Below are 13607 nucleotides of genomic sequence, written 5' to 3' on the forward strand. Positions count from 1 at the left end.
CCCGGTCGCTGAATCATAGGACTGCCAACTGCCCGACGGATTGACGACGTTGCCTGCTGCGTCACGCAGACCGCATCCGTCAAACATTGACGGCAACTGAAGCTCCCACGCCTGCAGTGCCAAAGCGCCCCAGGGGAGCCCGGGGCGCATTCGCCATGCCTACTGCGCCGCCACCTTCACGAACACCGGGTTCGAGTAGAACCACAGATCCGCGTAGTTGCGTGCATTGATGGCGTTGAAGCGCGCGACGTTGTCGGTCACCACCACCTTGGCGTCGGGCAGCGGTTCGCCTGCGGCCGTCTCGCCCGGCACGTCGGTGCCCAGGTTGGTGCCGCGCAGGCGGAAGTACTGGTTGTTGCCGGCTTTCACGGTGTAGCTCACGGCGAAATAGCCGTCGGCGTCCAGCTTCCAGTCGTTGCGGGTGAAGCGCTTGAGCACGCGGGTCGACGTGTTGGTGTCGCGCGAGTAGCCCGGCGTGCCCGGCTTCTCCAGCCCGGTCACGTCGCCGGCGATCAGGTCGATGTGGTCGACCGCCGGCTTCACGTTGGCGAAGACGCCGCTGCCGAGCTGGTATTCGAAGTTGTTGCGCTCGGGGCTCTTGAAGCGGATGGTGATCTTCAAATCTTCGCCGGCCTTGGCCGCCACTTCGGAGCCCATCTCGCCAGCGCCCTTGGCGCTCTGCACCTTGAAGTCGAGCGCGTTGATGAGGTCGCCGTTCACCGCGAAGAGCTTGCCCGAGCGCATGGCCGCGAGCAGCGACTTCGGGTCCTTGATGTCGCCCCACAGGTGGTTCTTGGCGTATTCGCCCGGCGCGTAGCCGCTGCTGTACTGGCCCTGGGAGATCGTGAAGTGGTAGTCGGAATCCGCCACGTTCCAGATGTGGCGGCCTTCGGACAGCAGCGCGTCCCAGGTGCCGCCGAGCTTGGCGACGAGGTAGTCGACACCGCCGTAGACGCGCGATGGCAGATTGGCCGGAATGTAGTCGCTGGTATAGCCGCCGCGGTCGGGCTCCATCTGGTTGCCGACCATGCCTTCGAGCGAGAACACGATGTTCGGCGCGAGGTCGTTCATTTCACGCAGCTGCGCGATCGTGTATTTGCCGGGATTGCGCGACGGATGGTTGATCTGCAGGTAGCTGGTGTCGGGGTAGTTGCTCTTCAGCCACGCGATGGCGGCCAGCGTCTCCGCGTGGGTGTTGTAGCCGGTGCCGGCCTTCGGACCCCAGGCCGCCACGTCTTCCGGCGCGAAGGCCGAGGCGGGGCGGTTGGTGAAGAGGTACTCGAACTGGTTCGCGGCCTTCAGTGCCGTGGCCGACATCGGGTTGTCCGTCAGCAGCCCGACGTTGCCGTGGTCGTGCGAGGGCATGTCCCACTCGAAGGACGCGAAGATCGTCTTGTCCGCGTACTTGCCTGCGGCCTGCAATGCCTTGATGCGCGGCACCTGGTACTTGGCCATGCCCTCCGAGAACGGGATCGCCGTCGCCAGCTTGTTGCCGTCGTTGTCGTAGGAAGACATGCGCAAGTGGTCGGACAGCGCAGCCCAGTCGAGCCCGAAGCGGTCGAATGCCTGGGCGAGGACCTGGTCGAGCTTGTTGACCTGCTGTGCGTCGTCCGACTGCATCGTGTGGATGTGCAGGTCGCCGATGGTCCAGCGGCCCGTGGGGCCGGCTGCCGGGGCTGGGGCCGGTGCAGGGGCGGGGGAGGGCGCCGGAGCCGGCGCGGTGGCCGTCGGCAGCGGCACGAAACCCGGAGCATCGGAGCCGCCGCCGCAGCCGGCCAGCATCAGCGTGCCAATGGCGAGGGTGGAAAAGAGCGTGCGGCGGAAGGGGGGAGCAATCGAAAAACGGTAGGACATGGCGTTCTGAAAAGATGACAGGCGTGTTGAACACGTGGACCCAAAAAGGGCTACGGAGTCTCGGAGGCAGCCATGACGCCTCGATGAAAGAGAAACGAAAGTTCGTTGTTCCCGCACCCCAAATTCGCGAGAACAAGGCCTTCGCTGGCCGCACGGTCGTTCGCGCTCTATAAACTCGACCCCTTCCATGAATCTCAGCGCGCCTCTCCCCACGCTCACCGCTTCCGTCGATGCTGAGTTGCTCTCGCGCATGGTGCGGGCCGACCAGCTGGTGATGGTGCGCCGCAGCGTGCTCGCCGCGATTCCGATCAACATCGTGCTGAGCTTCACCGCGACCCTGGTGGCACTCAACTCCGGCCGCGCGTTCGAGGGGCTGTGCTGGCTGATGCTGTCGCTCGCGGTGAACGGGCTGCGCAGCTATGTCAGCCGCTGGCCGTTCGCGCTGTCGCGCGGCGTGCTGCTGGACGGCAGCGTGGCGACCTCGCCCAAGGGGCGACCTGTCGAATGGCACCTGCGGCTGGCCGCGGTGCTGGCCGGGGTCTCGGGCCTGGTCTGGGCGCTCATTCCGCTGCTGTGCAACGGCTACTCATCGCCGCAGGCGGTGTTCTATCTGACGGTGGTGTGCGGCATCTGCGCGGGCTCCGTGACCTACGGCACGGCCTTCGCGTTCGTGCCGATCAGCTTCATCACGCCGGCGTTGCTGTCGGTGGCGGGGTGCCTGGTGTACTGGGGCGGCTTCGACAACTTGAGCCTGGCCGCGATGGTGCTGCTGTACCTCGGGGCGCTGGTGCGCAGCGCGGTGCACAGCGAACGCACCTTCCGCGAGGGCAGCCGGCTGCGCAACGAGGCCACCGCGATGGCGGAGCAGCTGCGCCAGGTGCATGCGCTGTCGATGGACGCGACGCAGCAGCTCTCGTTCCGCGCCTCGCACGACTCGCTGACCGGGCTGCTCAACCGCGAAGGCTTCACCGAGGCGGCGACGCTGCACATCGTCTCGTCCCGCGGCCAGCAGCACTGCCTGTTGCTGCTCGACCTGGACGGCTTCAAGGCGGTCAACGACGCCTTCGGCCACAAGGTCGGCGACCGCGTGCTGCAGGACGTGGCCGGCTGGCTGCAGCGCGAGCTCACCGACCTGCGCGCGGTGCTGAGCCGCTGGGGCGGCGACGAGTTCGCGGTGCTCTACAGCCTCCAGGGCACCCGCCAGGCGCCCGCCGCCATCGCGCAGGCGCTGATCCGCTCGATATCGTTCGCCACCGCGCACTACGGCGGCCACCTGGGCGTGAGCATCGGCATCTCGGTGTCGGGCGACGCCGAAATCGCCGACATGATCAGCTTTGCCGACGAGGCGCTCTACGAGGCCAAGCGCACCGGGCGCAACCGCTACCAGTTCTTCGACGCCCCCCTCAACCTGCGGCTGGGCACGCGCAGGGACGTGGAGCGCGACCTGCTCAACGCCATCGAAGCGCGCGCCATCGGCGTGTGGTACCAGCCGATCATGGGCTGCGACGGCAAGCACATCCACAGCCTGGAGGCGCTGATGCGCTGGCACCATCCGCGCCACGGCCACATCGCGCCGGAGGAAGTGATCTTCGCCGCCGCCAACACCGGCGTCGCGGAGCCGCTGCTGCGCCACCTGGTCGACGAGGTCTGCCGGGCGATGCGCCAGCTCGAGGCCTCGGGCTCGGTGCTGGCGAACGTGCCGATCGCCATCAACGTGTCGCCGCGCGAGATGGCGCAGCTCGCGGTCGACGACATCGTGCTCGGCATGCTGAAGACGCGCGGCATCGCGCCGACACGGCTGCAGATCGAGATCACCGAAGAGGTGGCGCTCGACACCCACGCGACGCGCAGCCGCCTCAGCGCCCTGTCGGCCGCCGGCGTGGCGATCGTGGTGGACGACTTCGGCGTGGGCTATTCATCGCTGGCATCGCTGCGCAGCGAATACGTGCGGCAGGTCAAGATCGACCGCAGCTTCATCCTGGGGCTGGCGGCGTCGCCGGGCAACGTGGTGCTGGTCGATTCCATCGTGCAGCTGGGCCGCTCGCTGAACATCCAGGTCGTGGCCGAGGGCGTGGAAACGCAGGAAGAACTCGATGTCCTGCGCACGCTGGGCTGCACGCTGGTGCAGGGCTACCACCTGGCACGGCCGGCGCCCCTGCCCAACATGACGGCGTGGGCCGAGGCCCGGACCAGGGCGGCCGCGGTGATCTCCCCCATGTCGGGCGCCAGGCCGGCCTGAGCAGGCAGGCCGCGCGCCCGGAGCGCTCAGGCCAGCAGGTCGCTGAGCGTGCGTGCGATCACCTTGGTGGCGCGGCGCAGGTCTTCGAGCACCACGCGCTCGTCGCTGCGCTTGGCGTGCGACTCGAGCACGGTGCGCGGCCCGGCCCCGTAGATCACGCCCGGAATGCCGGCCTCGACGTACAGGCGCACGTCGGTGTACAGCGGCGTACCCATGGCCTTGATCGGCTCGCCGAACACGTCCTGGCCGTGCTTCTGGATGGCGTCGACCAGCGGCTTGTTGCCGGCCAGCGGCTTCATCGAGTTGGCCAGCAGCAGTCGCTTGATCTCGACCGTGATGCCGGCGCTCTCGGCCGCGGCATCGGCGATCACCTTGCGGATGGTGGCTTCGACCTCGGCCGGGTTCTCCTCGGGGATCATGCGGCGGTCGAGCTTGAACACCACCTTGCCGGGCACGACGTTGGTGTTGGTGCCGCCTTCGATGCGGCCTACGTTCAGGTACGGGTGCGTGATGCCCTCGACCTTCGACGTGACCTGCTGGTAGAGCGTGTTCTGCGCATACAGCGCGTTGAGGATCTTCACCGCGCCCTGCAGCGCGTCGATGCCGGTGGCCGGCACGGCGGCGTGGGCCATCTTGCCGTGCACCGTCACTTCCATCTGCAGGCAGCCGTTGTGGGCGGTGACCACCTCGTAGCTGAAGCCGGCCGCGATCATCAGGTCGGGCTTGGTCAGGCCCTTGTCGAGCAGCCAGCCCGGGCCGAGGATGCCGCCGAATTCCTCGTCGTAGGTGAAGTGCAGCTCGACGCTGCCCTTGGCGGGCCTGGCGACGGCTTCGAGCGCGCGCAGCGCGAAGGTGAAGCTCGCGAAATCGCTCTTGCTGACGGCGGCGGCGCGGCCGTAGAGGCTGCCGTCGACGATCTCGCCGCCGTACGGGTCGTGCGTCCAGCCTTCGCCCGGGGGCACCACGTCGCCGTGGGCATTGAGCGCGACCGTCAGGCCGTCGTTGCCGTACTTGCGGCGCACGATCAGGTTGGTGATCGATTCGAGGCCGTAGTCCTTCACGTCCTGCGCGGGCACGGCGTGCTTCTCGGCGTCGAGGCCGAAGTCCTTCAGCAGCTCGGCGGTGCGGTCGGCGTGCGGCGCGTTGTTGCCCGGCGGCGTGTCGGTGGGCACCTGCACCAGTTGCTGCAGGAACTTCACTTCCTCGTCGAAGTGGGCGTCGATCCAGGCGTCGAGCTTTGCGTAGTCGGTCATGGTTGTTCTTCTGTGAATCAGTGGGCTTGTTCGGCGGCCAGGTTGTCCAGCAGCAGCTGGAAGGCTTGCACCGCGAGCTGGATGTCGTCGTTGGTGCTCGATTCGAGCGGGTTGTGGCTGATGCCCGAGTTGATGCCGCGCACGAAGAGCATGGCCTGCGGCATCACCTCGTGCAGCTTCATGGCGTCGTGGCCGGCGCCGCTGGGCATGCGAAAGAGCGGAATGCCGAGTGCGTCGACCGCCTTTTCCCAACGCTGCTGCCAGGCCGGCGCGCTGGGGGCGGCGGCGGCGCGCATCGTCTCTTCGAGCTCGAAGCGCACGCCGCGTCGCTCGCAGATGTCTTTCAGCGCGTTGACCACGTTGGTGGCCAATGCATCGCGCTGTTCGTTGTTGGGCGCGCGCAGGTCGAGGCTGAACTTGCAGCGGCCCGGCACCACGTTGATGGAGCCGCTCGGCACTTCGAGCATGCCGACGGTGCCGACCGAGTCGCCATCTTTGGCGGCGCGCTGCTCGGTGTAGAGGATCAGCTCGGCCACGGCGGCCGCGGCGTCTCGGCGGCGGTCCATGGGCGTGGTGCCGGCGTGGCTGGCCATGCCGATGACCTCGCCCACGTAGCGCACGCTGCCGTTGATGGAGGTGACGATGCCCAGCGGCAGGTCGAGCTCGGTGAGCACCGGGCCCTGTTCGATGTGCACCTCGACGAAGCCGAGGTAGCGCGCCGGGTCGCGCTGGATCTTCGGGATGTCTTCCTGCTTCAGGCCCGCGTGCTGCATGGCTTCGCGCATGGTGACGCCGTCGGCGTCCTTCTGGTCGAGCCAGCGCGGGTCGAAGTGGCCGATGAGCGCGCCCGAGCCCAGGAAGGTCGCCTTGTAGCGCTGGCCCTCCTCTTCGGCGAAGCCCACCACCTCGAAGGCGAAGGGCAGGCGCTTGTTCTGCCGCTTGAGTTCGCGAACGCAGGCGATCGGCACGAAGATGCCGAGGCGGCCGTCGTACTTGCCGCCGTTGCGCACGGTGTCGTAGTGCGAGCCGGTGAGCAGCGTCTTTGCGTCGGGCGTCGTACCTTCATAGCGGCCCACCACGTTGCCTACGGCATCGATGTGCACCGAATCGAAACCCACGTCGCGCATCAGCGCGCTGATCTGCGCGGCGCAGGCGCGGTGCGCGTCGGTCAGGTAGGTGACGGTGAGCTGGCCCTTCTCGGCGTAGCCGGGGTCGGTGTGCACCGAGAGCTGCTCCTGCCAGTCCCACACGTCGTTGCCGAGCGTGACGTCGGCGGCAAACTTGTCGTTCAGGCGGATCTCGGCGATGCGGTGGATGTTGCGCAGCGCCTCGCCCAGTTCGAACGACGGGTGGTTGTGCAGCCGGCGCTCGAAGGTCTCGATGATCTCGCGCTTGGCCAGCCCGGTGCCGCGCGGTCCGCGCACGGCCAGGATGAACGGGAAGCCGAACTTGGCGTTGTAGTCGGCGTTGAGCTGCTGGATCTTCGCGAACTCCTCGGGCGTGCAGTCGGTCAGGCCGGCCTTGCTCTGCTCGTTGGTCGACTCGGCCGTCAGCGTCTTGCTGACCATGGCCTTGCCCGCCAGCTCCGGGTGGGCGCGGATCAGGCCGATCTGTTCGTCGGCCGACGATTCGGCCAGCGCGCGCACCAGCGCATGCTTGAGGTGCGCGAGCGAGCGGAAGGGGCGGGCGGCCAGCGCGCGCTGCGCGATCCAGGGCGAATGCTCGTAGATGCCGTCGAGCAGCGCGACGGCTGCGGCCGGCACCGCGGCATTGAGTTGGGCGATGGTGAGGCTCACGATGCGGCTCCTGCTTCGAAGGGGTGCGCCTGCTTCCAATGGCGCGCGATGTCGACGCGGCGGCAGACCCACACCTTGTCGTGCCGTGCGATGTGGTCCAGGAAGCGCTGAAGCGCGGTGATGCGCCCGGGCCGACCGAGCAGGCGGCAGTGCATGCCGATGCTCATCATCTTCGGGCTGTTGTCGCCGGCGGGGTCGCCCTCGGCGTAGAGCGCGTCGAAGGTGTCCTTCATGTACTGGAAGAACGGATCGGCATGCGAGTAGCCCTGCGGCAGCGCGAAGCGCATGTCGTTGCAGTCGAGCGTGTAGGGCACGATGAGCTGCGGCACCACCGTGCCGTCGGTCTTGCGCACTTTCATCCAGAAGGGCAGGTCGTCGCCGTAGTAGTCGCTGTCGTACTCGAAGCCGCCGTAGTCGGCCACGAGGCGGCGCGTGCGCGGGCTGTCGCGGCCGGTGTACCAGCCCAGGGCGCGTTCGCCGGTGAGCTTCTCGATGGCTTCCATGCCCAGGCGCATGTGTTCGCGCTCGGTGGCTTCGTCGAGGTTCTGGTAGTGGATCCAGCGCCAGCCGTGGCAGGCGATTTCATGGCCCAGTTCCTTGAAGGCGGCCGTCAGCTCCGGGTAGCGCTCGAGCGCCATGCCCACGCCGAACACGGTGAGCGGCAGGCCGCGCTTCTCGAACTCGCGCAGGATGCGCCAGACGCCGGCGCGCGAGCCGTATTCGTAGATGCCCTCCATGCTGATGTGCCGGTCGGGAAAGCTCGCCGGGTTGAACATCTCGGAGAGGAATTGCTCGGAGCCCGCGTCGCCGTGCAGTGTGGCGTTCTCGCCGCCTTCTTCGTAGTTCAGCACGAACTGCACCGCGACGCGCGCGCCGCCGGGCCACTGCGCGTGGGGCGGGTTGCGGCCGTAGCCGACGAGGTCGCGGGGGTAGGGCAGGGTGGAGTCGTAGACGGTCATAGGCTTTTCAGGACAGCGCCAGCGAGATGTCGTTGGTCGGGACCTTGCGGTCGAAGGTCAGGTTGGCCTCGACGTGCTCGAGGTGTTCGGTCATGAGGCGCACGGCCCGTTCCTCATCGCGCGAGGCCAGTGCCTTCACGATGTCGGCGTGCTCGTCGTTGGAGTGCTCGGCCGCGCTGGTGCTCTGGTACATCAGCGTGATGAGGGCGCAGCGCGAGATCAGCTCGCCGAGGATCTGCGCCAGCACTTGGTTGCCCATGAGCTCGGCCATGCGCACGTGGAAGTCGCCGAGCAGCTCGGTGCGCCCGGAGATGTCTTCGCCCGATACCGCGGATTTCTCGAGCGCCACATGCTCCTTCAGCGCCTTGATCTTGGCGGGCGTGACGGTGCGCACGAACTCGCGCGTCATCTCGGCCTCGAGCATGCGGCGCACGGCGAACACCTGCTTGGCTTCGTCGACGGCGGGCGCGGCCACGAAGGCGCCCCGCGCGGGCTCCAGGCGGATGAGCTTGTTCTGCGACAGCTGGAACAGGGCCTGCCGCACCAGCGTGCGCGACACGCCGAAGTGATCGGCCAGCTTCTGCTCGGCCAGCTTGGTGCCGGGCTGAAGCCGGTGCTCGACGATGGCCTTGGTGAGCGCATCGACGATCGAACGGGTGGTGGAGGACTCCATGTTTTTCATGATAGACCCAAAGCCGCGAACTGTATACACTTTTGTCCACCGGAATATCCCGCACCCACCGATCCAACCTTCGGACTTTCAAGGAGCGCCCCATGGGCCTGAGCACTCACGTACTGGACACGATGCATGGCGGCCCCGCAGCGGGCATGGAGGTGGTGCTGTACACCACCGACGGCGACGCCGCCACGCTGGTCAAGCGCTTCACGCTGAATTCGGACGGCCGCAGCGACGGGCCGCTGTACGACAACAACTCGTTGAAGGCCGGCACTTACCGGCTGGTGTTCGACGTGGCGGGCTACTTCAAGGCCCGCGGCGTCAAGCTGCCGGAGCCCAATTTCCTGAACAAGGTGTCGCTGGACTTCGGCGTGGCGCACACCGACCAGCACTACCACGTGCCCCTGCTCGTGAGCCCGTGGAGCTACTCCACGTACCGCGGCTCCTGATGCTCGCCCCCAGGCTCCGCGCACTTCGTGTCGCTTCTCCTACCCCCTACCGGGGGCGGGCCGGCCGCTTCGGGCGGCCGTGCGCGGCGACCCCCACGCGAATGTCCGGCGTTTTCCCCGATCCGACGGATCGTCAATCCCCTTGCTGCTGGCCTTCGGTCAAGGTGTCGAGTTGAAAGCGGCCGCTTTCGTCCCACAGCCAGGTGTCCGTCCATGTGACGGTGCCCAGGCGGGTGGCCGGCGGGAAGGGCGAGGCCTTGAGCACCGTGCGCTCGATCTCGGCGATCACCTCCGGCGCGTGCTTGGGCGCGCGCAGCCAGCGCATCGAACGCACCTTGCCGCCCGTGTCGAGGTTCACTTCCAGCGTGCCCACGGCATAGAGCACCGGCGGCAACTGGCCCTTGTAGATGCGCGAGCGGTTGGCGTCGTAGATGTGGCGCGCGGCGTCGCGGCGGTAGTCGCGCGCGCTGGCCGCGTTCGATGCGCGCGGCACGGGGCCGGAACCCACGTCGCCGCTGGCGCCGCTCAACTGGCCGGGCACCGACCCGGTGGAGCCGCAGCCGGCGAGCCAGAGGGCCGAAAGAAGGGAGGCTGCGAGCGCGAGGCGTCGGGGCGTAAGCTGGCGATTCATCGCCGGGTTTATACCGTGACTCTCCACGGGCCGGGCAACCGGAGGTATCAATCACCATGAGCGGTGCGGTCGACCAATTGCTGGCGCGTCTTCGCCAGGAAGACGGCGTGCTGGTGCGCGTCGAGTCCACGCAGGGCTCGGCGCCGCGCGAGGCCGGCACCTGGATGGCGGTGTGGGCCGACGGGCTCACGGCCACCATCGGCGGCGGCCAGCTTGAATTCCAGGCCACGAAAGAAGCGCGCGAGTTGCTCGCGGGCCTGCGCGCGCCGTTCGAAGGCATCCAGCGCTACCCGCTGGGTCCCAGCCTGGGGCAGTGCTGCGGCGGCGTGATGTTCCTGTCGTACCGGCGAATCACCGCGGCCGATGCGCCCGTGCTGCAGCGCGAACTGGTCGCGCAGCTCAAGCCCGTGGCGCTGTTCGGCGGCGGGCACGTCGGCGCCGCCCTGGCGCGCCTGCTGGCCGCACTGCCGTTTTCGGTGCGCTGGATCGACAGCCGCGACGGCGTGTTCCCGGACGAACTCCCCGCGCAGATCGACACCGAGCATTCCGAGCCGGTGCAGGACGCCGTGGCAGCGATCGCGCCGGGCAGCCGCGTGCTGATCATGAGCTTCAGCCATGCCGAAGACCTTGACATCGTCATCGCCTGCCTCAAGCGCCTGCGCGAGCGCGACGACCTGCCTTACATCGGCCTGATCGGCAGCAAGACCAAGTGGGCCACCTTCAGCCACCGGCTCGAAGCGCGCGGCTTCACGGCGCAAGAGCTGGCCCGCATCACCTGCCCCATCGGCGTGCCCGGCATCACCGGCAAGGAGCCCGAGGTGATCGCCGTGGCGGTGGCGGCACAGTTGTTGCAATCGCTGGACTGAACAGGGTTTTCCCGGCGGTGGCGCCCCAAAAAAAGCATCCCGCCCTTTGCCAAAACTGTATACACTTTCGGTCGACAACAAGCCGCAGCGGAGCGAGGCCCATTCCATGGAGCCTGCGTTCGCGGCACTTTCTCTGCTTACAGCGCCCGCGGTGGTGAGCAGGCTGAAACCCCTTTGCGGCGTCCCCACGCGCGCACAGGGTTGAGAGAGAGCACATGGAAAGCTACTACCTCGACTGGGCCAACCTGCTGCTGCGCTGGGTCCACGTCATCACTGCCATCGCCTGGATCGGCGCCTCCTTCTACTTCGTGATGCTGGACAACAGCCTCGAGAAGCCGCAAGACCAGGAATCGCTCGACAAGGGCGTGGGCGGTGAACAGTGGGCGGTGCACGGCGGCGGCTTCTACAACATGCAGAAGTACGCGCTGGCGCCCAAGAAGCTGCCGGACCACCTGCACTGGTCGTACTGGGAGAGCTATTCGACCTGGATCACGGGTTTCTCGCTGTTCACCATGTCGTACCTGTGGAACGCGAGCACCTATCTCATCGACAAGTCGAAGATGGACTGGCAGCCCGGTGCCGCCATTGCCGTGGCGCTGGCCTTCTTCGTCGTGTTCTGGATGGTCTACGACGGCATCTGCCAGATCTTCGGACGCCGCAAGCACGGCGACACCATCGTCGGCGTGCTGATCGCCATCTTCATCGCCTTCGCGACCTGGCTGGCGTGCCACTGGTTCGCGGGCCGCGCGGCCTTCCTGCTGGTGGGCGCTATGATGGCCACGACCATGAGCGGCAACGTGTTCTTCTGGATCATTCCCGGCCAGCGCAAGAACGTGGCGGCTCTGCGCGAAGGCAAGCCGGTGGACCCGGTGCACGGCCAGCGCGGCAAGCAGCGCAGCGTGCACAACACCTACTTCACGCTGCCGGTGCTGTTCGCGATGCTGAGCAACCACTACAGCTTCACCTACACGCACAAGTACAACTGGATCGTGCTGCTGCTCATCATGCTGGGCGGCGCGGCGATTCGCCAGTTCTTCGTGGTGCGCCACCGCTTCAAGCTGGGCAATGCGGGCAACCCGCTGCCCTATGCCATGGTCGGCATCGTGGTGCTGGGCCTGACCATCGTCTGGATGAAGCCGGAGCCGGTGGCTGCGCCGGTCGTCTCCGCCGCGGCGCCCGCCGTGCCTTTCTCCGACGTGCAGAAGGTGCTGGAGCAGCGCTGCTTCATGTGCCACGGCCCTGCCGTGCAGATGAAGAACGTGCGGGTCGACTCCCCCGAGCAGGTGGCCGCGCACGCGCAGGCCATCTACCAGCAGGTGGTGGTGACCAAGATCATGCCGATGAACAACGCGACCGGCATCACCGACGAGGAACGCGCGCTCATCAGCCGGTGGTTCCAGGCCGGCGCGAAGACGACCAACTAGGCATCGAAAAAACTGACCGGCAGGGGCGGGGCCTGGTCCGCAGCACAATTGCCGGTCTGGAGACAAACCGCAATGACCGCTTCGAATCCGTCCTTGGCCCCCGCCCCCGATCCACGCAAAGACCCGCGCGCCTTTCTCGAACATCTCTACCGCGTGGCGGTGGACCGCGCGCTGCCGTTGTCCACGCTCGGCCCCCATCTGCCGCCGCCGCCCAAGGGCCGCACGCTGGTGCTGGGCTGCGGCAAGGCGGGCGGCTCGATGGTGCAGGCGCTCGAAGCCCTGTGGCCGGCCGACGCGCCGCTGTCGGGGCTGGTCGTCACGCGCTACGACCATATCCCGCCGCGGCCCGAGGGCGTGCCGCAGCGCATCGAACTGGTCGAGGCCGCGCACCCGGTGCCTGACGAGGCCGGCCTGCGGGCGGCCGAGCGCATCCTCGCGCTCACCAAGGGCCTCACGGCCGATGACCTGGTGCTGTGCCTGATCTCGGGTGGCGGCTCGTCGCTGCTGGTGCTGCCGGCCGAAGGCCTGACGCTGGCCGACAAGCAGCGCATCAACACGCAGCTGCTCGAGAGCGGCGCGAGCATCGGCGAGATGAACTGCGTGCGCAAGCACCTCTCCCGCATCAAGGGCGGCCGGCTGGCCGCGGCCTGCGCGCCTGCGCGTGTCGTCACCCTCACCATCAGCGACGTGCCCGGCGACGACCCGGCCATCATCGCCAGCGGACCGACCGTGCCCGACGCCACCACCTGTGCCGACGCACTCGCCATCCTCGAGCGCTACGCCATCGACGTGCCCGCGCCGGTGCGCGCGCAGCTCGAAAGCGGTGCGCTCGAAACGCCCAAGCCGAACGATCCGGTGTTCGAGGGCCACCAGACGCATGTGATCGCCACGCCCCAGCAGTCGCTCGAAGCGGCCGCCCGGGTGGTGCGCGCCGCCGGCCTCGAGGCGCACATCCTCAGCGACGAAATGGAAGGCGAGTCGCGCGAGGTCGGCAAGGTGCATGCCGCGCTTGCGCGCGCGGTGGCGCTTCGCGGCGAGCCCTTCGCCAGGCCCTGCGTCATCCTGTCGGGTGGCGAGACCACGGTGACGATCCGGCCCCGCAAGCCCGGCCAGGCCAAGGGCCGGGGCGGGCGCGGCGGCGAATTCTGCATGGGCCTGGCCGGCGCGCTCATGGGCCAGCCGGGCGTCTGGGCGCTGGCGGGCGACACCGACGGCATCGACGGCATGGAAGACAACGCCGGCACCTTCGTCACGCCCGACACGCTGGCGCGCGCGGCCGCCAAGGGCATGAAGCTGTCGGACCACATGGACCGCAACGACGCCTACACCTACTTCGGCGCCATCGGCGACCTGCTGATCACCGGGCCATCGCACACCAACGTCAACGACTTCCGCGCGCTGCTGGTGTTGTAACGGGGCTGTTCGCCCGGCGCGGGCGGGCTTTGTGAACTCGGGTTAAT

Annotated in this window: 11 protein-coding genes; 5 read left to right on the top strand and 6 right to left on the bottom strand. The window is 67.8% G+C overall.

Annotated features, from left to right (window positions below; all coding sequences use genetic code 11):
* Positions 1 to 159: 159 nt before the first annotated feature.
* On the bottom strand, positions 160 to 1854 hold the full coding sequence (locus C4F17_RS30160) for an S-layer protein (RefSeq protein WP_106938104.1): 1695 nt from the start codon (positions 1852 to 1854) through the stop codon (positions 160 to 162).
* Between the two features lie 187 nt (positions 1855 to 2041).
* Between C4F17_RS30160 and C4F17_RS30165 the strand changes: the two genes are divergently transcribed.
* On the top strand, positions 2042 to 4093 hold the full coding sequence (locus tag C4F17_RS30165; protein WP_106938105.1) for a putative bifunctional diguanylate cyclase/phosphodiesterase: 2052 nt from the start codon (positions 2042 to 2044) through the stop codon (positions 4091 to 4093).
* Between the two features lie 26 nt (positions 4094 to 4119).
* On the opposite strand, the gene C4F17_RS30170 is transcribed toward C4F17_RS30165, so the two are convergent.
* Genes C4F17_RS30170 through C4F17_RS30185 form a run of 4 tightly spaced genes read right to left on the bottom strand, consistent with a single transcriptional unit; the run spans position 4120 to position 8783 of the window.
* The gene (locus C4F17_RS30170; RefSeq protein ID WP_106938106.1) at positions 4120 to 5346 is read right to left on the bottom strand and encodes a M20 family metallopeptidase; all 1227 of its coding nucleotides are present in this window, start codon (positions 5344 to 5346) and stop codon (positions 4120 to 4122) included.
* Between the two features lie 17 nt (positions 5347 to 5363).
* Positions 5364 to 7142 carry a 2-oxo-4-hydroxy-4-carboxy-5-ureidoimidazoline decarboxylase gene (gene uraD, locus C4F17_RS30175; RefSeq protein ID WP_106938107.1) on the bottom strand — a complete coding sequence of 593 codons (1779 nt, stop codon included), beginning with the start codon at positions 7140 to 7142 and terminating at the stop codon, positions 5364 to 5366.
* Complete coding sequence (puuE, locus tag C4F17_RS30180; protein ID WP_106938108.1) at positions 7139 to 8101, bottom strand: allantoinase PuuE; 963 nt, start codon at positions 8099 to 8101, stop codon at positions 7139 to 7141. Before puuE ends, uraD begins: the two co-directional genes overlap by 4 nt.
* Positions 8102 to 8108: 7 nt before the next feature.
* Complete coding sequence (locus C4F17_RS30185; protein WP_106938109.1) at positions 8109 to 8783, bottom strand: GntR family transcriptional regulator; 675 nt, start codon at positions 8781 to 8783, stop codon at positions 8109 to 8111.
* A 92-nt stretch (positions 8784 to 8875) separates the two neighbouring features.
* On the opposite strand from C4F17_RS30185, the gene uraH reads away from it, so the two are divergent.
* Entirely contained in the window at positions 8876 to 9226 is a 351-nt protein-coding gene (uraH, locus tag C4F17_RS30190; RefSeq protein WP_106938110.1) for a hydroxyisourate hydrolase, read from the top strand.
* Between the two features lie 133 nt (positions 9227 to 9359).
* On the opposite strand, the gene C4F17_RS30195 is transcribed toward uraH, so the two are convergent.
* A complete protein-coding gene (locus C4F17_RS30195; protein WP_081269341.1) occupies positions 9360 to 9857 on the bottom strand; it encodes a hypothetical protein in 498 nt (165 codons plus the stop codon).
* A 56-nt stretch (positions 9858 to 9913) separates the two neighbouring features.
* On the opposite strand from C4F17_RS30195, the gene xdhC reads away from it, so the two are divergent.
* The 3 genes from xdhC to C4F17_RS30210 all read left to right on the top strand — a co-directional run bounded on the left by xdhC (position 9914) and on the right by C4F17_RS30210 (position 13560).
* Complete coding sequence (xdhC, locus tag C4F17_RS30200; protein WP_106938111.1) at positions 9914 to 10723, top strand: xanthine dehydrogenase accessory protein XdhC; 810 nt, start codon at positions 9914 to 9916, stop codon at positions 10721 to 10723.
* A 215-nt stretch (positions 10724 to 10938) separates the two neighbouring features.
* Positions 10939 to 12147, top strand: a complete 1209-nt coding sequence (locus tag C4F17_RS30205) for a urate hydroxylase PuuD (protein WP_081269343.1) — start codon at positions 10939 to 10941, stop codon at positions 12145 to 12147.
* Between the two features lie 72 nt (positions 12148 to 12219).
* The gene (locus tag C4F17_RS30210) at positions 12220 to 13560 is read left to right on the top strand and encodes a glycerate kinase type-2 family protein (RefSeq protein ID WP_106938112.1); all 1341 of its coding nucleotides are present in this window, start codon (positions 12220 to 12222) and stop codon (positions 13558 to 13560) included.
* The last annotated feature ends 47 nt before the right edge of the window (positions 13561 to 13607 follow it).

It is taken from the genome of Variovorax sp. PMC12, from assembly GCF_003019815.1.
Taxonomy (GTDB): Bacteria; Pseudomonadota; Gammaproteobacteria; order Burkholderiales; family Burkholderiaceae_C; genus Variovorax.